The sequence below is a fragment of the Kitasatospora sp. NPDC048286 genome, assembly GCF_043201735.1.
GTDB lineage: Bacteria > Actinomycetota > Actinomycetes > Streptomycetales > Streptomycetaceae > Kitasatospora.
On record NZ_JBICZE010000001.1, the window covers coordinates 500070 to 521719 of the forward strand.

Consider the following 21650-nt stretch of genomic DNA (forward strand, 5'->3'; position numbering starts at 1 on the left):
CCCGGTCCGTCTTCCGACGGGCCGGGCTCCCGGCTTCGGTCGACCCTTCAGTCCTTGACGTTCCGTCGGACGGAACCGACCAGGAACACCACCGCGAGCATCGCCGCGGACAGCGCCCCGACCGGCAGCGGCCCGGGCCCCGCCGGACTGCCGTTCACGCGTATGGCGCCCATGAAGTCGACGGCGGAGACGTTGTTGACGAGCATCCACCAGAGCGGCAGGTAGATCGCCTGGAAGAGCCGGTGGCTCCGACTCACCACGCCGAGCGCCATGGCCAGCGAGGGGACGAACAGCGCGCCGCCGAGCCAGCAGGCCGCCCCCGCGGCGTCGCCCGCCACCAGGATGCGGATCAGCGGGGCCACGCCCGTCACCGCGGTGAGCACCAGCCCGGACGCCCATTCGGCGAGCAGCCGGCGCCGGGCCGACGGGTAGGCGCCGAGCAGCACCTCCAGACCGTTCTCGACCTGCTGGCTGCCGAGCCGGGACCAGACCAGGACCGGCCACAGCCACGCCAGCGGTAGAAGCAGGCCGGTGACGGCGTTCAGCGGCAGCGCGAACCCGGCCACCGTCAGCCCGGCCGCGACCAGCCACCACCAGCGGGAGACGCCCTGCACCAGGATGCGGAGCTCGCCCGCGAGCAGCCGGCCGAACGCCCCCGCCCGCCGCGGTTCGGTCCGCGGCAGGGCGCCCGGCGCGGCCGCCCAGCGCGCCCCCGCGGGCTCCGGCCCGTCGAGCGCGGACGGCCCGCCCGCCGCCTCGGCGCCCGTCGGCACCGCGACCGTACCGGCCGACCCGCGCGCGGGGTCGAACCTGCCGAACCACAGGGCCGGCAGCAGCGCCACCGCGACCGCCGCCAGGAGCAGCGCCAGCCGGGCGAGGACGAATCCGGCGGACGGGTCGAAGCCGCCCCAGTGGAAGGTTCCCAGCGGGGTGTCGACCTTGGTCAGGCCGAGGCTGAACCCGCCCGGGTCGGCCGTCCCGTGCTGGGCCTCCAGTGTCGCGCCCATCGACCGCGCGACCTGGTGCACCCCGAGGCCGTCCAGCGGTGCGGAGGCCGACTGCCCGCCGATCGCGAGCACCATGGCCAGCACGAACCAGACGACGTTCCCGAAGCCGCTCCGCAGCAGCGGCACCATCTCGAACAGCAGCGCCGCCGCCGCGGTGAGCGCCATCAGGGGCAGCGAGAGCAGCAGGAACGGTTCGAGCAGGCGGATCGGGTCGACCGTGCGGTCCTCGCCGCGGGCGAGTTGCATCAGCAGCGCGGTGACGGCCAGCACGCCGACCATGGAGGCGAGCACCAGGAGGTTGCTCAGGAACTTGGCCAGGAGGTACCGGTAGGTGCGCAGCGGTGTCGCGGCGAGGATCTGGCCGACCCCGGTCGTCCCGTCCCGGGCGATGCCGCTGCGCACCACGTAGAAGCCGCCTAAGGTGAGCCAGAGCGCACCGGCCAGGGCGGTGACGACGCCGACGTAGGCGCTGTTGTAGACGCCCCGGTTGCCGCCCACGTCCATGATCGTCCAGTGGCCGCCGGCGTCCGGTACGGCCAGGTAGCCGAGCCCGACCGCGGCGAGCAGCGTCACGGCGTACACCGGCCGGCGCACCCGGTCGCGGAAGTCGCCGACCGCCAGTGCGACGAGCAACGACCCGGGCACCGCCCTCCCGGGCGCGTTCACCGCCGCGCTCATCCCCGCACCGCCCGCCGACCGGCCGGCCACCCGGCACCGCCCCGCTCCCCCGCCCCGTGGATGACGCCCAGGTAGGCGTCCTCCAGGTCGGGCGGCACCCGGACCGCGTCGGGCCGCGGCTGCTCGGCGGCGAGCAGCCGCAGCCTCACGCCGTTCCCCGTCCGCACCATCCGGCTGACCACGTGGCGGGCCTGTACCTCCAGGAGGTCCGCGGGGGCGACCACGGCCTCCCAGACCTGACCGTCGATCTCGCGGAGCAGTTCGTCGGGCGCGCCGCGGCGCAGCAGCCGGCCCCACGCGACCACGGCGATGTCGGTGGCGACGGACTCGACGTCGGAGACGATGTGGGTGGACAGCATCACCACCCGGTCCGCCGCGAGTTCGCTGAGCAGGTTGCGCAAGCGCACCCGCTCCTCCGGATCCAGACCGGCGGTGGGTTCGTCGACCACGATCACCCTCGGGTCGGCCAGCAGGGCCTGCGCGATGCCGACCCGGCGGAGCATGCCGCCGGAGTACGCGCCGAGCGGACGCTTGACCGCCTCGGTCAGGTTGACCAGTTGGAGCAGCTCGTCGATCCGGGCCCGGGCGGAGCGGACGCCGATCCCCTTGGCGGCCGCCAGGTAGGACAGGAACTCCCGCGACGTCAGGTTCGGGTAGACGCCGAAGTCCTGTGGGAGGTAGCCGAGTTCCCGGCGCAGCCGGTCCGGTTCGGCCACCGCGTCGGCGCCCAGGTAGCGGACCCGGCCGGCCGTGGGCCGGGTGACCGTCGCCACGATGCGCATGAGCGAGGACTTCCCGGCGCCGTTCGGCCCCAGCAGGCCCAGCATCCCGGGGCCGAGGTGCATGCTGATGCCGTCGACGGCCCGCTTGCCGCCCTTGTAGTCCTTGGTGATGTCGATCAGTTCGAGCATGGTCTCCGTCTTCCCGGCCTTCCCCGCGGAAGGGCTCGTCGGCTTCAGCCCTTGAGGTCCGTCTCGCGCCCGTCCCGCAGGACCGCGACGCCCTTGGGGACCTCGACCCGGTACTTGGTGTCGCAGTTCGCGAGCCCGGAGCAGCCCGCCCGGAGTTCGAGGACGCCGTCCAGCAGTGTCCAGGACTCCTTGGCGGTGCCGAGCTTGCCGCTCGTGTCGAACCAGCGGGTGACCTTGACGTCCTGGCGGTCGGCCGCGACGAGGTCGGCCGGTGCGCCGTGCGCCTTGACGTTCAGGCTGGTGCCGGCGAACGCGAAGGTCTTGTCCTCGGGCGTGGCGTCCGTGGCGTCGGCGCACCCGGCGAGCGGGACGAGGGCGGCCACCGCGAGGGCGAGCAGGACTGGTGCGGACGGGCGTCGATCCACCGGGGCCTCCTTGCGGCCGGGTTCGGCTTCGGGGCGCGCTCCCTGGGCAGGTGAGCACGCTCGCAAGCCTGGCCGATCCGCGGCCTCCTGCCATCTGCCGTTCGGCAGATATCCGGTGGGGGCGAAGGCGGTCCGCTGTGCCGAAAGGGGGAGTTCGGCGCGCCGAGAACAGCGGACGGCCCAGGGGAACAGCGGACGGCCCGGGGGAACAGCGGACGGCCCGGGTCGGATGCCGTCCGACCCGGGCCTCGCCCAACCGCCCGCCCGTGCGGGGATCCGCCCGACCGCGCGGGAACCGCCCCGCTACGCGGCCCCGGCGGGCTGCTCGGCCGGCCGCTCCTCTGCCGCCGCCGAGGCGACGGTGAGCCGCCGCAGGTCGCGGCTGAGCAGCGCCGCCCCGGTGGCCAGCACCACCAGCGCGGCACCCCACAGCAGCGCGGCCCGCACACCGATCCGGGTCGCCACCGGCCCCGCGACCATCTCGCCGATCGGCAGCGCGATGAACGACCCGAGCGCGTCGTAGGAGTACACCCGGGCGAGCCGGTCGGCCGGGATGTTCTCCTGGAGCGACACGTCCCAGGCCACGCCGAACTGCTCCAGCGCCACACCGTTCAGGAACATCGCCACCCCGAGCAGCAGCGCGCCCGGCGCCTCGGCGAGCACGACCAGCGGCGCGGCCTCCAGCACCACCAGGGCCACGCCCAGGAACAGCGCGTGCCGGGCGCGCGAGCGCGCCGCGAGGAAGCCGCCCGCGACGGCGCCCGCCATCTGCGCGGCCAGGACCGCGCCCCACAGGCCGCGCCCGAAGGTGTCGTCGGCGACGCCGAGTCCGAGCACCTGGACGCCGCCGGCCACGACGGCGTTCACCACGGTGAACTGGAGCACCACCGCCACCACCCAGGTGCGGGCGGTGAACTCCCGCCAACCCTCCTTCAGTTCGTGCAGCGGACGGGAGCGTTCGGCGGGCTCGGCGGCGTCGGCGGGCTCACCGGAGTCGGTGCCGCTCGCCGTGATCCGGACGCCGCGGAAGCACAGCGCGGCGAGGAACAGGCAGAGCGCGTTGCCGGCGAGCCCCCACCCCGGACCGATCAGCGCGGCGACCACACCGCCCAGCGAGGCGCCCACGATCATGCCGAGGTTGGTGGCCATCCGCATCAACGCGTTGGCCGGGCGCAGCACGTCCGCGGGCACGGTCTGCGGGGTCAGCGCCGCCGAGGCCGGCAGCGAGAGCGCGGACAGGGCACCGTTCGCCACGCTGAGGACGACCAGCAGCGGGATCGAGGTCCAGCCGGCCAGGACGCTCAGCGCGACCACGGCCTGCACCAGGGCGGCGCCGACCGCCGAACCCTGGAGGATCAGGGTCCGGGAGAACCGGTCGGCGACGACGCCGCCGAGGAGCAGCAGCACGACGTTGGCCAGCGAGCGCGCGCCCACGACGAACCCGAGGTCGGTCGTCGACCCGGTGAGGTCGAGGACCGCGAAGCCGAGCACCACGGGTGCCATCGCGTTGGCGAAGTAGATCAGCAGCCGCCCGCCGGCGAGCTGCCGGAACGCCCGGTGCCGGAGCGGTAGGAACGTCTGGCTGCCTGCCGGGGACAGACTCATGCGGTCGGGCTCCCAGGGCTTCGGCCGGTGCCGGCCGAAGCCGGCGGGGAGGACGGGGAGGACGGGGAGGACGGGGAAACGGTGAAGTGCACGCGCCGGGTGGAGATGCCGAGGTCGTGCACCGCGTACGGGGTGAAGTAGTACGCCTGGGGCGTGGCCTCGGCGGCGATCTCGACCTCGAAGTCGCACCGGGCGCTCTCCCCGGCCCGAACTTCCTTGCGGCTCAAGGCCGGACGCGCACGGGCGTTCAGGTACATGGGCAGCACGATACCCGTGTTGACGGTGCCCGCCCGGTGCGGAGCGACGGTGATCGAGACGCGCAGGGTCGTCCCGGCCTCGACCGTGTCGGGCGCCGACACCCGCAGTTCCGTGCCGTCCACCGGGGAGTTGACCACGTCGCCGCACCGCGCGCAGAGCCCCTGCACCGTGTCGGCGATGACCGGGACCAGTCCCCGCCGGGTGTAACTGCGCAGCGGACGGCCGCAGTTGCACAGCCAGTCGAGGTCGACGGGCTCCTCGGCGAGGCTGCGCTCGCCGAAGTAGGTCGGGAACTGCAGCACGGCGTCGTCGTGGTGCTTGGCGATCCGGTGGGCCAGGGCGAGGTCGAGGGACTTCGTCTCCTCGGCGATCGCGGCCAGCGCGGGCGGGCCGTCCTGGGGCGACAGCGCGACGATGCGCGACGCGTAGCGCAGCACGCCGTCGGAGAGCTGCCGCAGCCGCGGGCGCAGCGGGTAGTCCTCGCCCAGCAGGCCGCTGTCGAGCAGGCCGGACAGCCGGGCCCCGACGGCGTGCAGCGGGAAGTCGGTCGCAGCGGAGACCCCGGCCGAGGCCACCGGGGCCGCCTCGACGCCGGCGGCCGGCTCCGCCCGCTCGGCGACCCCGCCGGACCGCAGCCCGATCTGCACGAAGGACGGGTAGGGGTTGATGTCCTTCAGCCGTTCGTTGATCGCCCTGGCCGCGTTCCGCTCGCCGGAGCTCTCGGTGAGCCAGGCGAGGTTCTCCGGGCGCGCGCCGTCGCAGGCCGTCAGGGTGGCGACGACGGTCTGGGCCGGGCCGTCCAGCGCGTCGAGCAGGATCACGTACTTCGGGTCGTACATCGCGTGGTCGGTGAGCGGGCCGCTGAAGCAGTTGGCGAGCACCAGTTCCGCGGCCCTGATCCGCCGGGCGGGGATCAGCTTCTCCTCGGGCTTGGTGCAGCCCAGCCCGTAGGCGCACTTGGGGCCCGCCAGGTTCGGGTCCCGCTCGCCGACCGGGCTCAGCCCGCAGAGGGTGAACTGCCCGAGGTTGAGCTGGTCGTCCTTGCCGTTCCCGTGGAACAGCACCCGGCGCCAGACCCGGTCCAGGGCGATGCCCTGGATGTCCTTGTGCCGGACGTCCTCGGCGCCGAACCAGACGGTGCCGGGTGCCGCCGGCAGGGCGTCCAGCTCCGAGATCACGCCGATCCCGCCGTCCGGCGAGGCGTCCGCGTACTGCTTGGCGACGACCCAGCTGACGGTGTGGGCGTCCCGGCCGGTGAGCAGGAACAGGTCCCGGCCCTGGGCGTAGGTCTGCTCGACGACGTCCTGGACGTCGTCCGCGCGCAGGTCGGCGTAGCTGCCGAGGACGAGGACGGAGCCGGTGTCGGGCAGGTCCTCCACCTTCGTGACCCAGGTGCGGGCCAGCGGCCCGGCGAGGCGGCGGACCTCCTCGGGCAGCGAGGCGCCGACCACCACGCCGGTCCCGGCGGGCTCGGGGGTGCGCCGGCCGGCGTAGACGGACCGGGCCAGCGCGATCCCGTCGAGCAGGTCGCGCCGCGCGCCGGTCCACACCGGGATCGCGGCGGTGCCGGTGCCGTCGGCCAGCCACGCGGTGACGGCCTCGGCGTAGCCCGGCAGGGCCTCGTGGGCGACGAACGGGGATTCCTGTGCCGGCTCGGTCACGCGTCCGCCACCTTGAGCTCGAAGTGGTCGAGCACGGCCTGCATGCGCTGCTCGACCTCGTCGGCGGTGGCGCCCTCGACGTGGACGTAGCCGGTGCTGGCGTGCGAGGCGCGCGGCGGGTCGAGCAGGTCGCCCGGCTGGGCGGTCAGGTGGGCGCCGATGACTCCGGGCAGCCGGAGCAGCTCCTCCTCGGTGCTGATGCTCACCAGGAGGCCGGGCCGGGTGGGCAGCAGCAGGTCGCCGACCGCGCGGTCCAGGGTGTAGTCGGGCACCGGGACCCGGTCGATGTAGGTGTCGAGGATGACGCGCAGGAAGTCGAAGCCGTACGCGAGCCCGTGGTTCATCGGCACCTCGCAGCCGCTGAGGCGGGCCGCGACCTCGCTCATGTGGAACTCGCCCTCCTCGGTGAGGAAGAACTCGCCGTGCAGGTAGCCGTACGGGATGCCCAGCCCGTCGGTCAGCCGCTGGGCCAGCTCCTTGGCGTCGACCGGGAGTTGCTCGCTCGGCGCGTAGGTGATGTTGGCGTTGATCGCCCCGTCCAGGACCTCGATGATCGGGCGGGGGTTCTTGGACAGGTAGGCGTCCACGACCCGGCCGCGGGCGATCACCGCGCAGAGCTGGAACTCCCGGCCGGAGATGTACTGTTCGACCATCCACTCCAGCTGCGGGTCCAGCGGCGGGACGTCCGCGAGCCCGGCCGGCGAGTCGATCCGGTAGGTGCCGATGCAGGAGTCGGAGTCGATCGGCTTGAGGATGACCGGCCAGCCGTGGTCGGCGCCGAAGGCCTCGACGTCCGCCAGGACGGTGACCGGGCGGTAGGCCGCGTGCGGGATGCCCAGCTCGGCGTACCGGTCCTTCATGGTCTTCTTGTTCCGCACCCAGGCGACCTGCTCCTCGCTCAGGTGCGGCAGGCCGACGAGGGCGGCGAAGCGCTGGGCGGAGGCCTGGAGGGCCTCGTTCGGGTTGCAGAAGTACTGCGGGCGCTCGCCGACGGTCTCGATCCAGGCCAGGTAGCGGGCGGCCTCCTCCTCGAGCGGGGCGGCGGTCGCCAGGGTGAAGGTCGGCACGTCGGCGGTGCGCTCGACGTACTCCGGGGTGAGCTGGACGGAGTCGAACCGCAGCAGCACGACCGAGACGTCGTCGCGGCTGAGCACGCTGTCGGTGAAGGTCGCTCGACGGCTCTCGACCAGAAGGACGACGGGGCGCTGGGGCGTGGTCATATGGCTTCCTCGCTGGAGCGTTGCTGGGGAGGGGAGTTTGGGGACGGCGGGCCGGTCAGCCGATGACACGGGTCGAGCCGTCCAGGCGCCCGGGGCGGGTGCGCCGCAGGTCGCGGACGACGTTGACGCGCTTGAGCCACCGGTCCTCGCCGTCGTAGTCGGCCCGGAACGCGCGGCGGCCGTGCACCACGTTGCGGTTGTCGACGAAGCAGACGTCGCCGGTGCGGATGAAGACGTCCGTCAGGTTGGCGTCCAGGTGCGCGATCACCCAGTCCAGGGCCCGCGCGGCCTCGGTGTCGTCCGCCCGGGCCCGGAAGAAGTCACGGTCGATGCGCAGCACGGGGGCGTCGGCGTGGCCGCTGAGGATGGCGACCGGGTCCGCCGGCGCCTCGTCCTCGGCGAACTCGTGCGAGGAGTCGGGGATCGCGACGAACCTCGGCTGGGCGAGCACCCGCGCCACGTCCGCGGGCATCCGCCGGACGTCGACGTGCGAGACGGTGGTGGCCACCTCGGTGCTGTTGCGCAGCGCGAACAGGCCGACCCAGTCGGCGCGGTGGGGGGAGAAGGCGTCCTCGGTGTGCCAGCCCAGCTCGAGTTCGCTGGAGGCGGAGACCAGGCTCTGCTCGTAGCCGCGGCTGGGCAGCACGTCGGTGACCAGCCGGCCGGACTGCTGGGTGGCCCAGCCGATGATGTCGCCGAGCAGGGCGGAGTACAGCACCAGCAGGGCGCCGTAGACGTGGCTCGGCTCGGTGTCGGCCTCGCTCCAGTGGGCGGGGGTGTGGCCCAGTGCGCGCTGGTCGACGATGTTGCCGCTGATCATGGTCGCGTGCGTCCGCTCGTCCCGGCGCGCGGCGTTGAGGTGGCGGCGCACCGCGAGCGGCAGCTCCTGGGCGAGCACCGGGGCCTCGTCCAGGAAGCGCAGGTCGTTGGCGGCCTTGAAGGTCCTGACGCAGTCCGCGGCCAGCTCGTGGGCCGCGCGGGCGTCCTGCTCGGTCAGTTCGAGGATGTGGTGGAACCGGCCCTGGGTGTCGGCCTGTCCGTCAGCTGCAGGGATGTGTGCCATCGCAGTCATGGATGAACCTTGTGTTCGTGAGGGGTTTGGAGCGCGGGAGGCGGGAGGCGGGAGGTGTGAGGCGGGATCAACCGCCGGGCCGGAGGCCGGCCGCCGCGTGCTCGTTGAGGAAGTCAAGACACAGGTCGCGCAGGTCCTCGGGGTGAACCACCCGCCAACCGGTCGGCACCGGAACGGAGTTGGGCCACAGGGCCGGAAGGTCACGGTCGTCGGCGAGGACGACGAAGGTCCCGTACTCGTCCTCGAAGGGGTCCTCGGACCACGGCTCGTCGAGGATCTCCAGGCTCCCGTCCGAGCCGTGCCGGGCGGCGCGGGCGGCGCGCCACATGCGCTCGCCGGAGGCCTCGAAGGGGTCGGGGACGAAGCGGTCGCCGGTCGCGTCGGGCCGGCCGGCGTACCCGAGCGCGAGGCTCGCGCCCGCCAGGTACAGCGCGCCCGTCCCGCCCGGGGGCACCGGGCGCAGCTGGGCGTCGAGCACGTGGACCCGGTGGTTCCAGGCCGGACGCGCGACGGCGCCGGACCGGTGGACGACCACCGTACGGGCCTCGGGGCGGCCGGCCCGGACGGTCAGCGTGAGGCCGTGGGCGTCGGCGAGGGCGTGCGTCCCGGGGCTCGCGCCGTCCCGGTCGGTGGACACCGTGAGGAAGGCCGGCGAGCCGGCGGCGAGGCCGGATTCGGCGTACGCGTCGACCAGTGCGGCCGGCAGCGGGTCCGTGGACACGACGTGGTCGGCGCCGCCGTCCCGCAGCCAGTCGGCCAGTCCGGACGGGTCGTCGTACCGCTTCGCGTCCGGCACCAGCACCGTGGCTCCGGCGGCGAGCGCCTCCAGCAGGTCGTGCGCGGCGGCGAGGCCGGGGTAGCCCGGGTGCAGCCAGGCGCTGCGCGTGCCCGGCTGCTCGGCCGCGCGCCAGGCGGCGGCGGTGGCGATGCCCTCGGCGCCGATCAGCACCTCGCCGACCTGCGGGGTGCCGGTGGCGGCCAGCAGCACCGGGCGCTGCGGGGCCGGCTCCCCGACCGGCGTCCCGACCGGCGTCCCGACCGGCTCGACGGCCTGGTCCGGGCGGCCGTCGTCGAGGGCGTCGCCGAGCACCAGTCGGACGGCCGGGGCGCCCTGCTCCGGCACGGCCCGCTCGGCGTCGGCGTCGAGGAGGAGCACCCCGGCCCGCTCCGCGAGCGCCGCCGGGAGCGCCGCCGGGTCGACGGGCCAGCAGACGGCGCCCGCCTTCGCGACCGCCAGCACCGCCGTCGCGAACCCGAGCGGGGAGGCGATCGCGGTGGCCACCACCGTGCCCGGCCCGGCCCGGTGCCCGGCGAGCGTACGGGCGAGCCGGTCGGAGCGGCGGTCCAGTTCCGCGTACGTCAGCATCCGGGAGCCGTCGTCGAGGGCGACGGCGTCGGCCTGCTCCCGGACCCGGTCCGCGAACAGCTCGGGCACCGTACGGAGCGGGACGGATCGGCGTTCCCCGGCCCACGAGGGCCGGGAGCGCTCCAGGGCCTGGTCCGAGAGCAGCCGCAGCGCTCCGATGCCCTGCTCGGGGTGGTCGAGGGCCGAACCGAGCAGCGTCACCAGGCCGTCGAGCAGCGCCGAGACCGCCCCGGAACCGATCACGTCGGAGCGGTACGAGGCCTCGACCTCGATCCCCAGCGGCTCGCCGGTCGCGCTCTGCCGCTCGGTCAGCACCAGCGCCAGCTCGGCGTCCGGGTGCGGCCGGCGGGGCTGTTCGGCCCGGACCACCAGGCCCGCGGTCTCGAAGGTCGCACCGGCCTGCGGGGCGACGGAGAGGACCACCCCGCCGGGACGGGCCGGGACGGGCTCCTGGCGGAACGCCGCCAGCTGGGCCGCGTGGACCCGCTGGAGCAGTGCGCCGAACGACGGGTCGCCCGAGGTGTCCGTCCGCAGCGGCACGGTACGGGTGTACTGGCCGACGGCGTGCCGCAGGTCGTCGTCGCCGCGCACCGGGACGGGGGTGGCCAGCACCAGGTCGGTGCCCGCGTCGAGCCGGGTGAGCAGGGCCGCCAGGGCGGCGTGCGCCACCATCAGGGCGGTGGCGCCCCGCTCGGCCGTGAAGAGGTCCAGCCTGCGGTGCAGTTCGGCGTCGATGGCGGCCGCCGCCCGGCCGACCGGGGCGTGGTCGACGACATCCCGCGTCGCGTCCGCCGACGCGGCACCCGCCTGCGCGGCGCCGAGCGCGGCCGTCGGCAGCGGGGTCGGCTCGGGGGCGTCCGCCGTCGGCTCGGGCCTCACGGCGCCGCCGGGAAGGACGGCGGTCGGCCAGCGCGGCGCCTCGTCCACCGAGCGGGCCTCGTACGCCCGGACCAGGTCCGCGGCGAGCGGCAGGTACGAGGAGGCGTCGACCAGTTCGGGGCGGAGCGTGAGCAGCAGCAGGTGGTCGTCCGGCGCGAACGCGAACAGCCGTGCGGTGGCCGGGAGTTCGTCGCCGAGCGGGCGCCGGGCGGCGTCCGCCACCAGCTCGTCCTGGCCGGTCTTCCCCGGCGGCTCGGCCGTCAGCGCGTCGACCCGCAGGCCGGCCAGCGGCCGGTGCCGGTGGGCCAGGTCCTTCAGCGCGGCTTCCAGCGCCCTGACGTCCAGGGCCCGCTCGAAGCGCACGGGCAGCACGAGGTTGCCGGTCCCGCCCCCGGCCCCGACCGGTCCGCCGGAGCGGTCCGGGTCACCGGAACGGTCCGGGTCGCCGGCCAGGGCGGCCAGCCCCCGTACCGTGGGCGCCTCGTAGAGCGCCCGGGTGCCGGGGTCGACCTTGAGGGTGGCCCGCAGGCGGGCGACCAGCCGCGCGGCGATCAGCGAGTGCCCGCCGAGGGCGAAGAAGTCGGAGTCCGCGTACACCGCGCGCTTCGGCAGCCCGAGGACCTCCGCGAACAGGTCGCGGACGATCTCCTCGATCGGCGTCCCCGGCAGGGTGCCGGGCATGGCGGCCGCGAGGGTCGGGGCCGGCAGGGCGCGCCGGTCGACCTTGCCGTTCGGGGTGAGCGGCAGGGCCTCGACCGTCATCAGCGCGGCCGGGACCATGTAGTCCGGCAGTTGCCGCTGGAGGTAGCCGCGCAGGGTCACCGCCAGGTCGACGGTGCTGTCGAAGGCGGTGGGGGTGTTGGCGCAGTCGCCGACCGCGGGGGTCGCGGCGGCGTCCGGGGCGTAGCCGTCCGCCAGCGGGCCGGCCTCGGTGCCGGGGGCGAGCAGGAGGACGTCGACGGCCTCGGCCGTGTCGGCCGACCAGGTCGCGAACGCCCGGTACCCGGCGCGCTCGCCGAGGGCGCACAGCTCCTCCGGATCGGGCCCGGTGTCCGTCCGCGTCGCCCGCTCGACGGCCTCGGCGAGGCCGAGGCCGGAGTCGAGGCCCCGCATCACGGTCCACTCCCGGTGGATCCGGGCGTTGGGCACCCCGGCGATCCGCAGGGCGGCGGGCGCCTCGGCCCGCAGGTGCGCCTCGAGCTCGGCGGTGGAGCGCAGGTCCGTGCCCCAGTCGAGCCGCGGCGCGTCCCGGAGGTCCGCGGCCGGCTCGCCGGTGCTCAGCACGGCCTCGTAGCGGTAGCGGCTGAGCTCGTTGTGGTGGGTGCCGCGCTTGATCCGGACGTCGACCGCGCGGATCGCCGGCAGCTCGCGGGCCAGCGCGGTGAACAGCGAGGGGGAGAGCAGGAGTTCGGTCTCCAGTTCGATCCGCTGGCCGATCGACCGGCGGGTGCTCTCGACGTCCCGGTCGCGCCCGGCGGCGCCGGAGCGGGCCAGCTCGACGCCGGTCTGCATGCAGCGCAGCAGGTCCAGGTTCCGCAGGTCACCAAGGAAGAACGAGCCGCCGGGGGCGAGCAGCGGCAGCACCCGCTCGACGACGGTCCGCAGGTACTCGACGTTGGGGAAGTACTGGACGACCGAGTTGATCACGACCGTGTCGAAGTGGCCGGCGGGCAGCTCGTCCACGACGTCCGCGGCCCGGCAGAACAGCTTGACCCGGCCGCGCAGGCGGGGGTCCGACCCGGTCTGGGCGCGCAGCGCCTCGATCGCCGCCGGGGAGAAGTCGCTGCCCCAGTACTCCTCGCAGTCCGGGGCGAGTTCGGACATCAGCAGGCCGCTGCCCACGCCGATCTCCAGCACCCGGCGCGGCCGGAGCTCGCGGATGCGGTCCACCGTCGCCGCGCGCCACTCCCGCATCTGGTCGAGCGGGATCGGCAGGTCGTCGTAACTGCTGTTCCAGCCCACGAAGTTCTCGCCGAGGTCGGTGGACCCGGCGTCGTCGTAGAGGGTCTCGTAGATCTCCCGCCACTCGGTGACCTGGCTGTCCGACTCCGCGGCGGCGGCGGCCGCCGGCACCACGTGGGCGACCAGCCGCCGGTCGTCCTCGGCCTGCTGGTACACCGAGACCACGGCCTCGGAGACGGCGGGGTGCGCGGTGAGCACCGCCTCGATCTCGCCCAGCTCGATCCGGAATCCGCGCAGCTTGACCTGGTTGTCGACCCGGTCGAGGAACTCGATCGCGCCGTCCTCGCGCAGCAGGACGTGGTCACCGGTGCGGTAGAGCCGGCCCGTACCGGGCTCGACCGGGTTGTCGACGAAGCGCTCGGCGGTGAGCTCGGAGCGGTTGAGGTAGCCGAGGGCGACGCAGGGCCCGCCCAGGTACAGCTCGCCGGAGCCGCCGGGGGCCACCGGCCGGAGGTCCTCGCCGAGGACCAGGGCGACGGTGGCGCCGATCGGCCGGCCGATCGGGATCGTCCTGGTGTCCTCCGCGACCTCGGTGATCTCGTACCAGGTGGCGAAGGTCGTGGTCTCGGTGGGCCCGTACACGTGCAGCAGGTGCTCCGGCGGCTCGGCCGCCAGCACCTGGCGCACCCGCCGGGGGTTGCTCGCCTCGCCGCCGAACAGCAGCACCCTCAGCGGCCCGAAGGCCCACGGCCGGTCCCGGGCGATCTGGTTGAACAGCGCGGTGGTCAGGAACAGCACGGTCAGCCCGTGCTCCTTGACGGCCAGCTCGAACGCGGCCGGGTCCACCACCGCCTCCTTCGGCAGCCCGACCAGCCGGGCGCCGGCGGTGAGGGCGCCCCAGATCTCGAAGGTGACCGCGTCGAAGGCGGGGTTGGCGGCCTGGGCCATGACGTCCCGCGAGGTCAGCTGCACGTAGTCGGTGGAGTGCAGCAGGTCCAGTACGGCGCGGTGCGGAACGACGACTCCCTTGGGAGTGCCGGTGGTTCCGGAGGTGTAGCAGACGTAGGCGGCGTCCTCGGGGCCGGGCGTCACGTCCGGCAGGTCGGCCGGCAGCGCGGCGATCTCCCCGGCGAGGGCGTCCACCGCGACCACGTCCGCGCCCAGGCCCTCGCAGTCCGCCGCGTAGTCGTCCCGGGTCACCACGGCCCGCGCGGCGCAGTCCGCCAGGATCAGCCGCCGGCGCTCCACCGGGTGCGACGGGTCCAGCGGCACGTAGGCGGCGCCGGCCCGGACGATCGCGAGCAGGGCGACCACCAGCTCGGGGCCGGCCGGCAGACAGGTGACCACGTGGTCGCCGATCCCCACGCCCCGCGAGCCCAGGTACGCCGCCAACCGGTTCGCCCGACGGCTCAACTCGCCGTAGCTCAGGACGATTCCGGTGTCCGGATAATCCACGGCCGGCGCCTCGGGGTCGTGGACCGCATGCCACTCGACGAGGCCTGAAAGAGAGTCGGCGACAGAGCCATTCCCAGCAATTCGCATACCAACTGCCAAGCCAGTCATACCCGTATCCCCCATGGCAAAAGAATTGCACCCGAACGTGCGCGGACTCCCGCGGTTCGATGACGCCCCCCAGCCGCTGCGTGAGCAGTCGCCGCCGGAGGCCCAGTGCCCGATTTCGGTGCTGCCTCGTCAGGCTATGCGCTGAGGTGGACATGGTCAATGGTCAAAAATCTTGCTCTCGAAGGCGCCGAACCACCCCGCCCGCGGCGCGCCCACCCGGCCTGGATGGCCGCCAAAACCCGCCCCCGAAACGCGAGTTGGAGCCAACTCCCCGGCATCCCCGGCAGTCGACACCCCCGTCGCCCCCACGCCCCCGCACCCCGGGGCACCCGATCCCCATGACCACGGGCCCGCCCCCGCCCGCACGGAAAGACCCCTCTCCCCGAGGCTCCCCCCCCCCCGGTGGTCTACTCCCGGATCCCGACGAGCCGAGGAGGACCACCCGGGAAATCGGTCCGGTGGATCCGGGCTCAGTGGTCGAGGTAGGCGAGGACGGCCAGGACCCGGCGGTTGTCGGTCTCCGAGGGCGGCAGGCCGAGCTTGGTGAAGATGTTGCCGATATGCTTGGCCACCGCCTTCTCGGAGATGTAGAGCTCCTCCGCCGTCCCGGCGTTCGAGCGGCCCTGCGCCAGGCACTCCAGCACCTCCCGCTCGCGCGCGGAGAGCGCGGTCAGGCGCTCGTCGCGCACCTTGCGGGTGAGCAGTTGCTGGATGACCTCCGGGTCCATCGCCGTGCCGCCCGCGGCCACCCGCTCGACGGCGTCGATGAACTGGTCGCCGTTGGTGACCCGGCTCTTGAGCAGGTACCCGACGCCCGAGGAGCCGGTGGCCAGCAGCTCGTGGGCGTAGAGCGGTTCGACGTACTGCGACAGCAGCAGCACCGGCAGGTCGGGGATCCGGGTGCGGGCCTCCACCGCCGCGCGCAGCCCCTCGTCGCTGAGGCCCGGCGGCAGCCGGACGTCCACCACCGCGACGTCCGGACGCTTCTCGGTGAGCGCGCGCAACAGCATGGGGCCGTTGTCGACCGCCTCGACCACCTCGTGACCGTAGGCGGTGAGCAGTTGCACCAACCCGTTCCTCAGGAGGAAGTGGTCTTCGGCCAGGACAATTCGCACGGCAGCTCCATGGTGATCAGGGTGGGTCCTTCCGGCGGGCTGCTGACGGCCAGGATGCCGTCGAAGGCCGCCAGCCGACGTTCGATCCCACGCAGTCCGGTCCCCCCGGCCGGGTCGGCACCGCCGCGCCCGTCATCGGTGATGTCGATGCGGAGCATGCCGCCCTCGTGACGGACGTCGATCCAGGCGCGCTCGGCACCGGAGTGCTTGGCGGCGTTGGTGAGGATCTCCGAGACGGCGAAGTAGGCGGCGGACTCGACGGGAGGCTCCGGCCGGCCGTCCAGGTCGATGCTGACCTCCGTGGACAGCGGGCAGAGCAGGGCGAGGGAGCGGATCGCGTCGCCCAGGCCGCGGTCGGCCAGCACCGGCGGGTGGATGCCCCGGACCAGGTCCCGCAGTTCGTCCAGCGCCTTGGTCGAGGACTCGCGGGCCTCGGCGAGCAGGGCCGCCACCGCGTCCGGGTTGGTCTTGAGCAGTCGTTCGGCCGCGTTGAGGGTCATGCCCATCGCGACCAGGCGGGCCTGGGCGCCGTCGTGCAGATCGCGCTCGATGCGGCGGATCTCGGCCATCTGGGTGTCCATCGCGTCGGAGCGCGTGGTGGTCAGGTGCTCGATGCGCTCGGCCATCGCCTCGTCCGCCCCCGGCGCCAGCATCCGGAACACGTACCGGGCGTGGCGCGACGCGGTGCGCGGCGCGTCCCACAGCGCGAACAGCGCGACCACGACGGCCAGCAGTCCGGCGAGCACCGCGGTGACGGGGCCGTCGACCGGGATGAACAGGTACCAGATGCTGCCCAGGTCGTGCGACAGCCGGGTGCCGAACACCGCGGTCGTCAGCCCCCACAGGCTGCTGAGCAGAAGTGCCGCCGGAACGAACGCGATCACGCCGCCGAGCAGCGGGTCGATGACGACGAACCGCCAGTCCCGCCACACCTGGTTGTCCCGCGCGACGAGGAGGGCGTGGAGCGCCTGGCCCTGCCGGCTGTCCGGGAGCGGCGGATAGCGCGCGGGCACCGACACCCCGGACCACTGCGCCGCCAACTCCCGCTGCCGGTCGACCAGTCGGCGGACGGCGCGCTGGGTGCCCGGCAGCAGCGACACGCCCAGGCCGACGGGCAGGAAGACGTACAGGCTCGACAGCCACAGGCCGAGCACCAGCCCGCGCATGGAGAGGCCGAACAGCACGAGGGAGCGCCGCAGGCCGGTGACCGAACCGCCCGGCGATGGGGGTGCCGGCGTGTGTGCGGTCATCGATGCGCCCTGCTGCCTGGTGTTCATCCGGTGCCCCCTGGGGTTCCGCATCCCTGATTGATGCGCCGCCCTCCATTATTGGAACGGCGACCGCCCGCCACAGGGGAGGAATATCCACTTTATGGCCAAGGGACGGCCAGCGAACGGGTTTCGGCCACACAGGCCACACCGGACTCACCCTCCACCTCGACCTCCATGCGGAGCCCGAACAGACAGCCGGACGGAAGCCGTCTCGCGGTCAGCAGGGTGGCGTCCGCCCTGATCCGCCGCCCGACCCGCACCGGACGGTGGAAGCGCACGGAGTCCAGGCCCACGTTGAGGATGTGCCGGGTCCCGCCGATGGACAGGACGCTGTCCGTCATGGCGGTCAGCAGGCTGAGCGTCAGGTAGCCGTGGGCGACCGTCCCCCCGAAGGGGCCCTCGGCGGCGCGCTCGGGGTCGGTGTGGATCCACTGCTCGTCGCCGACGACGGAGGCGTACCGGTCGACCAGGTCCTGGGTGATCGGGATCCAGTCGCTCCGGCCCAGGTGCCGGCCGGCGGCGGCGGCGAACGCTTCGACATTCGGGAAGGCTGTCACGGCGCACATCCTCATGGGCCGTCCCGGGCGGGGCAAGCGTCCGCGGCGGGCGGTCAGCGCGGGATCAGCGCGGGGTCAGCGCGGTGTCAGCAGGCCGGTGGAACGTGTTCCCATGACGGCGATATCGGCGGTTGCCAGCCACCGCCCCACCACGGTGCCGCTCGCCCGGCTGCAGCGGGACGTCGGCATGTCCGACGGCCAACTGCGCCAGTACGAGCGGTACTACGGCCTTGCGGAGATCTGCCGCGAGCCCGGCGAGGGCGAGACGCGACTGCTGCGACGGGCCGTGGCGGCACTCGCGGAGCTGCGCGGGCGGGAGTCCGACGTCCGCTACGTGCTGCAGGCGCGGACGATGCCGTCCCCGATGCCCTACCCGCACACCTCGACGGCCCCGCTGCTGGAGGAGCTGGGCCTGCGGCACGCCACCGGTTTCGTGGTCTCGCAGCACGCCTGCGCATCCGGCCTGCTCGCCCTCGACATGGCCGGGACACTGCTGACGGCGGACGGCGACCCGGACGCCCTCGCCCTGGTCCTGGCCGGCGAGAAGGTCGGGTCCAGGCAGTCGCAGTCCATCCCGGGCGTCACGGTGATGGGCGAGGCCACCGCCGCGGTGCTGCTGAGTGCGAGCGGAACCGGTGACCGCCTGCTCGGTTACGCGGCCCACACCCACAGCCGCTTCCACGACCAGTTCCTGATGGAGGACCCGGAGGCCGCGAAGGAGTTCCAGGCGCTGTACGCACCGGCGCTCTGCGAGGTGGTGCGCGCCGCCCTCGACCAGGCCGGGTGCACGCTGGACGAGGTGGCACTGGTGCTGCCGCACAACGTCAACCGGCTCTCGTGGGTGGCGGTGTGCCGGATGCTCGGCATCCCGATGACCCGGGTGTACCTCGACCTGGTCGCCCGAACCGGGCACTGCTTCTGCGCGGACCCCTTCGTCAACCTGCAACAGGCCACCCGGGACGGCCGGTTGGCCGCCGGGGACCGCTACGTGATGACCAGCGTGGGTCTGGGAGCGACCTTCGCGGCCATGGTCCTCGAACACTGAGAGCGCTCCGGCACCGCCCTCTCAGGCACCCCCTCCGACGCCACCCTCTCCGACACCGCCCCGTCCGACACCGATCCCTCCGGCACCGACAGTCCTCCTGACAGCCGTCCACCCACGCAAGAAAGGCAAGGTCGAGCCTTGGACGAGACCGACAGCGGCTTCCGCTCCCGACTCGGGCGGGCGGTCACCGGCTCCGCGGACACCCCACTGCTGTTCCTCGGCAACTTCGAGGTCGAGAACAACTGGGCCGAGGGCGAGCCCGCGCTGCCCCGGGTCGCCTCCCACGCCGGGAGCGCGGTGGTGAACCGGATGGACGAGTTCGCCCTGCTGCTGGGCGGCGAGCAGGACCACGTCGTGCTGAAGGCGGCACCCGATCCGGACTACCTCGACCAGTTGCGCGGGCTCGGCATCGGCACGCCCACCGTGCACGTTCCGGCCCGGCAGGACCCGCTGCGCGCGGTCACCGAGGACGTACTCGCCGACGACGCCCTGCTGGACGCGCTGCGGCAGCGGCTGGCACCGCTCGGCGTCCAGGTCGTCGCACACGGCGTGTCCGAGGCCGAGGAGCGGCTCGCCGCGCGCACCGCACTGCGGCTCGCCGCGCCGCCCGCCGCCCTGTGCAAGCGCGTGAACAGCAAGGTGTACAGCCGGAAGCTGGCCGACGAGCTGGGGCTCCGCCAGGCCCCCGGCCGTACCTGTGAGACGACGGCGGAGCTGGCGGAGGCGGTGGAGTGGGCCGGCGGACGGCTGGCCGAGGGCCGCCGGATCGCGGTCAAGGACGCCTACGGGGTGTCCGGCAAGGGCATCGTGGTGCTCGACGACCCGCGGCGGCTGGAGCGGCTGCAGCGGATGGCCGCGGGGCAGGCCGCGCGGGCCGGCGGCGACCGGCTCGCCCTGGTGCTGGAGGAGTGGGTCGCCAAGACCGCCGACCTCAACTACCAGTTCACCGTGAGCCGCGACGGCTCGGTGCGGTTCGACTTCGTCAAGGAGGCGCTGACCGAGCGCGGCGTGCACAAGGGCCACCGGATGCCGGCCAGGCTCACCGCCGCGCAGGACGGCGAGGTGCGGGAGGCGGCGGCGCGGCTGGGCGGGAAGCTGGCCGCCGACGGCTGGTTCGGTGTCGTCGGCATCGACGCCATGGTCGACCCGGACGGCGGCCTCTACCCCGTGGTCGAGATCAACGCGCGCCACAACATGTCGACCTACCAGGCCGTGCTGACCGAGGGACTGATGGCACCGGACGGCATCGCCGTCGCCCGCCAGTACCCGCTGCGCATCGCCCGGCCGATGTCGTTCGCCGAGCTGCGGGACGCGCTCGACGGGCTGCTGCTGACGGAGCGCGGCGGCACCGGGCTGTTCGTCAACAACTTCGCCACGGTCAACGCCGCCGCCGCGGCGGGCGGCGAGGGGCCGTTCGAGGGGCGCCTGTACGGCGTGGTGGTCGCCGGCGACGACGACGCGGCCGCGGCCCTCGACGAGGAAGTGTCCCGCCGGCTGGCGGGGCTGCTGCACACCGTGGAAGGGAGTCCGGCATGAGCCGGGAGTTCGCTGTGCAGGGCGTGGGGATCACCGCCCTGGCCGAGGAGTTCGGCACCCCGCTGTACCTCTACGACGGCGACGGGATCGCGGACCGGTTCCGGGAGCTCAAGTCGCTGCTCCATCCGGCGCTGGAGATCTTCTACTCGCTCAAGGCCAACCCGAACATCTCCGTCTGCGGGCTGCTGCACTCCGCCGGCGCCCGCGCGGAGGTCTCCTCGCTGACCGAGCTGGTCACCGCGCTCCGGGCCGGCGTCCCGCCGCACGACATCCTCTTCCTCGGCCCGGGCAAGAGCCGGGCGGAGCTCGCCGCCTGCCTGGACGAGGGCGTCGCCGCCGTCGTCTGCGAGTCCCTGGACGAGCTGGAGCTGATCGACGAACTCGCCCGGGAGCGCGGTGTCCTGGCCCCCGTGGTGCTACGGGTCAATCCGGAGTTCACCGTCAAGGGCTCGGGCCTGACCATGGGCGGCAAGCCCCGGCAGTTCGGCATCGACGAGGGGCAGCTGCTCTCCGCGCAGGAGGTGCTGGACCGCTGCGGCGCGGTCCGGGTGCACGGCGTGCAGGTCTACCTCGGCACCCGCATCCTGGACCCGGCCGTCGTCGCGGACAACGCCCGCCGCATCTTCGAACTGGCCGAGCTGCTGTCCGCCAAGCTGGGCTTCCCGCTGGAGCTGGTGGACATCGGCGGGGGCCTGGGGGTGGCCTACTTCGACAACGAGCAGGACCCCGACCCGGCGGTGCTGGCCGAACTGCTCAACCCGCTGGTCGCGGACTTCGCCGACCGGCACCCCGGCGTCCGGCTGATCATGGAGCTGGGCCGCTACCTCGTCGCGGTGCACGGAACCTACGTGGTGCGGGTCCGCTACACCAAGAGCTCCATGGGCGAGCGCTTCGCGGTCGCCGACGGCGGCACCAACCACCACATGGCGGCGGTCGGCATCGGCTCGTTCGTCAAGCGCAACTTCCCCATCACGGCGCTCCAGAAGCTCGACGAACCGGACGGCGGCCCGTGGAACATCACCGGCCCGCTGTGCACGCCCAACGACCTGCTGGGCAAGAAGGTGTCACTGCCCGAACTGCGCCCCGGCGACCTGCTGGGCGTGGAACGGTCCGGCGCGTACGGCCCGACCGCCTCCCCCGTGCACTTCCTCAGCCACGGCTATCCGGCCGAGGTGCTGATGCTCGGAGGGCGGCCGCACCTGGTCCGGGAACGCGACGACACCGAGTCGATGCTCGCGCGCCAGCACCTCCACCTGCCCGCGGACGCCGCGGGATCGACCCCGGAGAGGAACCAATGACCAACGACATCGCAGCCGTGTCCGCCCCGGAGAAGCGGGCGGCCTGCCTCGCCGCCGTGCGCGAGGCCCTGGCACAGGTACTCAACCAGGACACCGCGGAGATCGGTGAGGAGGCCAGGATCTTCGACGACCTCGGCCTGGACTCCAGCAGCGCCCTGGAGATGCTCATCGTCATCGAGGACGAACTCGGCCTGCAGTTCGACGTGGAGAGCCTGGACATGGGCGACTTCGCGACGGTGGGCACCCTGGTGGACTTCGTCGTGAACGAGGCGGGCTCGTAG

15 protein-coding genes are annotated in these 21650 nt (G+C 73.7%); 4 read left to right on the forward strand and 11 right to left on the reverse strand.

Annotation, left to right across the window (positions count from 1 at the left end; translation table 11 throughout):
• Nucleotides 1-47 precede the first annotated feature (47 nt).
• The 11 genes from ACGF13_RS02380 to ACGF13_RS02430 form a co-directional block, all read right to left on the reverse strand.
• Complete coding sequence (locus ACGF13_RS02380; RefSeq protein WP_392868045.1) at nucleotides 48-1685, reverse strand: hypothetical protein; 1638 nt, start codon at nucleotides 1683-1685, stop codon at nucleotides 48-50.
• Nucleotides 1682-2596 carry an ATP-binding cassette domain-containing protein gene (locus tag ACGF13_RS02385; protein WP_392868048.1) on the reverse strand — a complete coding sequence of 305 codons (915 nt, stop codon included), beginning with the start codon at nucleotides 2594-2596 and terminating at the stop codon, nucleotides 1682-1684. The genes ACGF13_RS02380 and ACGF13_RS02385 overlap by 4 nt, the downstream gene beginning before the upstream one ends.
• 44 nt (nucleotides 2597-2640) lie before the next feature.
• Entirely contained in the window at nucleotides 2641-3021 is a 381-nt protein-coding gene (locus ACGF13_RS02390) for a hypothetical protein (protein ID WP_392868051.1), read from the reverse strand.
• A gap of 303 nt (nucleotides 3022-3324) precedes the next feature.
• Entirely contained in the window at nucleotides 3325-4626 is a 1302-nt protein-coding gene (locus ACGF13_RS02395) for an MFS transporter (protein WP_392868054.1), read from the reverse strand.
• Nucleotides 4623-6545 (reverse strand): hypothetical protein, encoded by a 1923-nt coding sequence (locus tag ACGF13_RS02400; protein ID WP_392868056.1) that lies wholly within the window; start codon nucleotides 6543-6545, stop codon nucleotides 4623-4625. The genes ACGF13_RS02395 and ACGF13_RS02400 overlap by 4 nt, the downstream gene beginning before the upstream one ends.
• Nucleotides 6542-7765, reverse strand: a complete 1224-nt coding sequence (locus ACGF13_RS02405; protein ID WP_392868058.1) for an ATP-grasp domain-containing protein — start codon at nucleotides 7763-7765, stop codon at nucleotides 6542-6544. Before ACGF13_RS02405 ends, ACGF13_RS02400 begins: the two co-directional genes overlap by 4 nt.
• 55 nt (nucleotides 7766-7820) lie before the next feature.
• Nucleotides 7821-8837: a guanitoxin biosynthesis L-enduracididine beta-hydroxylase GntD gene (gene gntD, locus ACGF13_RS02410; RefSeq protein WP_392868061.1), complete on the reverse strand. Its 1017-nt coding sequence runs from the start codon at nucleotides 8835-8837 to the stop codon at nucleotides 7821-7823.
• Nucleotides 8838-8904: 67 nt separating this feature from the next.
• Nucleotides 8905-14562 carry an amino acid adenylation domain-containing protein gene (locus ACGF13_RS02415; RefSeq protein ID WP_392868063.1) on the reverse strand — a complete coding sequence of 1886 codons (5658 nt, stop codon included), beginning with the start codon at nucleotides 14560-14562 and terminating at the stop codon, nucleotides 8905-8907.
• Nucleotides 14563-15017: 455 nt separating this feature from the next.
• Nucleotides 15018-15662 (reverse strand): LuxR C-terminal-related transcriptional regulator, encoded by a 645-nt coding sequence (locus ACGF13_RS02420; protein WP_392868065.1) that lies wholly within the window; start codon nucleotides 15660-15662, stop codon nucleotides 15018-15020.
• The gene (locus ACGF13_RS02425) at nucleotides 15626-16912 is read right to left on the reverse strand and encodes a sensor histidine kinase (RefSeq protein WP_392868068.1); all 1287 of its coding nucleotides are present in this window, start codon (nucleotides 16910-16912) and stop codon (nucleotides 15626-15628) included. Before ACGF13_RS02425 ends, ACGF13_RS02420 begins: the two co-directional genes overlap by 37 nt.
• A gap of 119 nt (nucleotides 16913-17031) precedes the next feature.
• The gene (locus ACGF13_RS02430) at nucleotides 17032-17490 is read right to left on the reverse strand and encodes a MaoC family dehydratase (protein ID WP_392868069.1); all 459 of its coding nucleotides are present in this window, start codon (nucleotides 17488-17490) and stop codon (nucleotides 17032-17034) included.
• 112 nt (nucleotides 17491-17602) lie between these two features.
• On the opposite strand from ACGF13_RS02430, the gene ACGF13_RS02435 reads away from it, so the two are divergent.
• The 4 genes from ACGF13_RS02435 to ACGF13_RS02450 all read left to right on the forward strand — a co-directional run bounded on the left by ACGF13_RS02435 (nucleotide 17603) and on the right by ACGF13_RS02450 (nucleotide 21650).
• Nucleotides 17603-18535 carry a 3-oxoacyl-[acyl-carrier-protein] synthase III C-terminal domain-containing protein gene (locus ACGF13_RS02435; protein ID WP_392868072.1) on the forward strand — a complete coding sequence of 311 codons (933 nt, stop codon included), beginning with the start codon at nucleotides 17603-17605 and terminating at the stop codon, nucleotides 18533-18535.
• Between the two features lie 138 nt (nucleotides 18536-18673).
• Nucleotides 18674-20071, forward strand: coding sequence for a hypothetical protein (locus ACGF13_RS02440; protein ID WP_392868074.1), 1398 nt, complete (start codon nucleotides 18674-18676; stop codon nucleotides 20069-20071).
• Nucleotides 20068-21369: a type III PLP-dependent enzyme gene (locus tag ACGF13_RS02445; protein ID WP_392868076.1), complete on the forward strand. Its 1302-nt coding sequence runs from the start codon at nucleotides 20068-20070 to the stop codon at nucleotides 21367-21369. The genes ACGF13_RS02440 and ACGF13_RS02445 overlap by 4 nt, the downstream gene beginning before the upstream one ends.
• Nucleotides 21366-21650 carry an acyl carrier protein gene (locus tag ACGF13_RS02450; protein WP_392868078.1) on the forward strand — a complete coding sequence of 95 codons (285 nt, stop codon included), beginning with the start codon at nucleotides 21366-21368 and terminating at the stop codon, nucleotides 21648-21650. The genes ACGF13_RS02445 and ACGF13_RS02450 overlap by 4 nt, the downstream gene beginning before the upstream one ends.

What these genes read in the sequence shown, in the direction of transcription:
- ACGF13_RS02380 (WP_392868045.1), bottom strand. Translation starts at nt 1,685, where the DNA reads ATGAGCGCGGCGGTGAACGCGCCCGGGAGGGCGGTGCCCGGGTCGTTG.
- ACGF13_RS02385 (WP_392868048.1), bottom strand. Translation starts at nt 2,596, where the DNA reads ATGCTCGAACTGATCGACATCACCAAGGACTACAAGGGCGGCAAGCGG.
- ACGF13_RS02395 (WP_392868054.1), bottom strand. Translation starts at nt 4,626, where the DNA reads ATGAGTCTGTCCCCGGCAGGCAGCCAGACGTTCCTACCGCTCCGGCAC.
- ACGF13_RS02405 (WP_392868058.1), bottom strand. Translation starts at nt 7,765, where the DNA reads ATGACCACGCCCCAGCGCCCCGTCGTCCTTCTGGTCGAGAGCCGTCGA.
- gntD (WP_392868061.1), bottom strand. Translation starts at nt 8,837, where the DNA reads ATGACTGCGATGGCACACATCCCTGCAGCTGACGGACAGGCCGACACC.
- ACGF13_RS02415 (WP_392868063.1), bottom strand. Translation starts at nt 14,562, where the DNA reads ATGGGGGATACGGGTATGACTGGCTTGGCAGTTGGTATGCGAATTGCT.
- ACGF13_RS02425 (WP_392868068.1), bottom strand. Translation starts at nt 16,912, where the DNA reads ATGACCGCACACACGCCGGCACCCCCATCGCCGGGCGGTTCGGTCACC.
- ACGF13_RS02435 (WP_392868072.1), top strand. Translation starts at nt 17,603, where the DNA reads ATGACGGCGATATCGGCGGTTGCCAGCCACCGCCCCACCACGGTGCCG.
- ACGF13_RS02445 (WP_392868076.1), top strand. Translation starts at nt 20,068, where the DNA reads ATGAGCCGGGAGTTCGCTGTGCAGGGCGTGGGGATCACCGCCCTGGCC.
- ACGF13_RS02450 (WP_392868078.1), top strand. Translation starts at nt 21,366, where the DNA reads ATGACCAACGACATCGCAGCCGTGTCCGCCCCGGAGAAGCGGGCGGCC.